Source organism: Vibrio sp. OPT41, from assembly GCF_015163595.1.
Taxonomy (GTDB): domain Bacteria; phylum Pseudomonadota; class Gammaproteobacteria; order Enterobacterales; family Vibrionaceae; genus Vibrio; species Vibrio alginolyticus.
In genome coordinates this window covers 1-335 of the sequence record NZ_JADDYH010000092.1, presented here as the reverse complement: position 1 = coordinate 335, position 335 = coordinate 1, and the positions used below count along the sequence as shown (strand labels likewise).

3 tRNA genes are annotated in these 335 nt (G+C 49.0%); all 3 read right to left on the bottom strand.

Annotated features, from left to right (window positions below):
- Positions 1-2 precede the first annotated feature (2 nt).
- The 3 genes from IQP38_RS25520 to IQP38_RS25510 all read right to left on the bottom strand — a co-directional run bounded on the left by IQP38_RS25520 (position 3) and on the right by IQP38_RS25510 (position 330).
- Positions 3-87: transfer RNA gene (locus tag IQP38_RS25520), tRNA-Leu, on the bottom strand.
- 53 nt (positions 88-140) lie between these two features.
- Positions 141-215, bottom strand: a tRNA-Gln gene (locus IQP38_RS25515).
- Positions 216-245: 30 nt separating this feature from the next.
- A tRNA-Leu gene (locus IQP38_RS25510) sits at positions 246-330 on the bottom strand.
- Positions 331-335: the final 5 nt, after the last annotated feature.

The following is a 335-nucleotide window of genomic DNA, read 5'->3' as shown; positions in this document are numbered from 1 at the left end:
AATGGTGCGGAAGGAGAGACTTGAACTCTCACACCTTGCGGCGCCAGAACCTAAATCTGGTGCGTCTACCAATTCCGCCACTTCCGCAACTTGATCTGTAGACATCAAGATAATTGGTAAAATCTCAATATCATTGTATGTGGCAGGGCTACCTGGATTCGAACCAGGGAATGGCGGCATCAAAAGCCGCTGCCTTACCGCTTGGCGATAGCCCTACATTGCTCTAATAAAAGAGACTTAAATAATGGTGCGGAAGGAGAGACTTGAACTCTCACACCTTGCGGCGCCAGAACCTAAATCTGGTGCGTCTACCAATTCCGCCACTTCCGCAACTT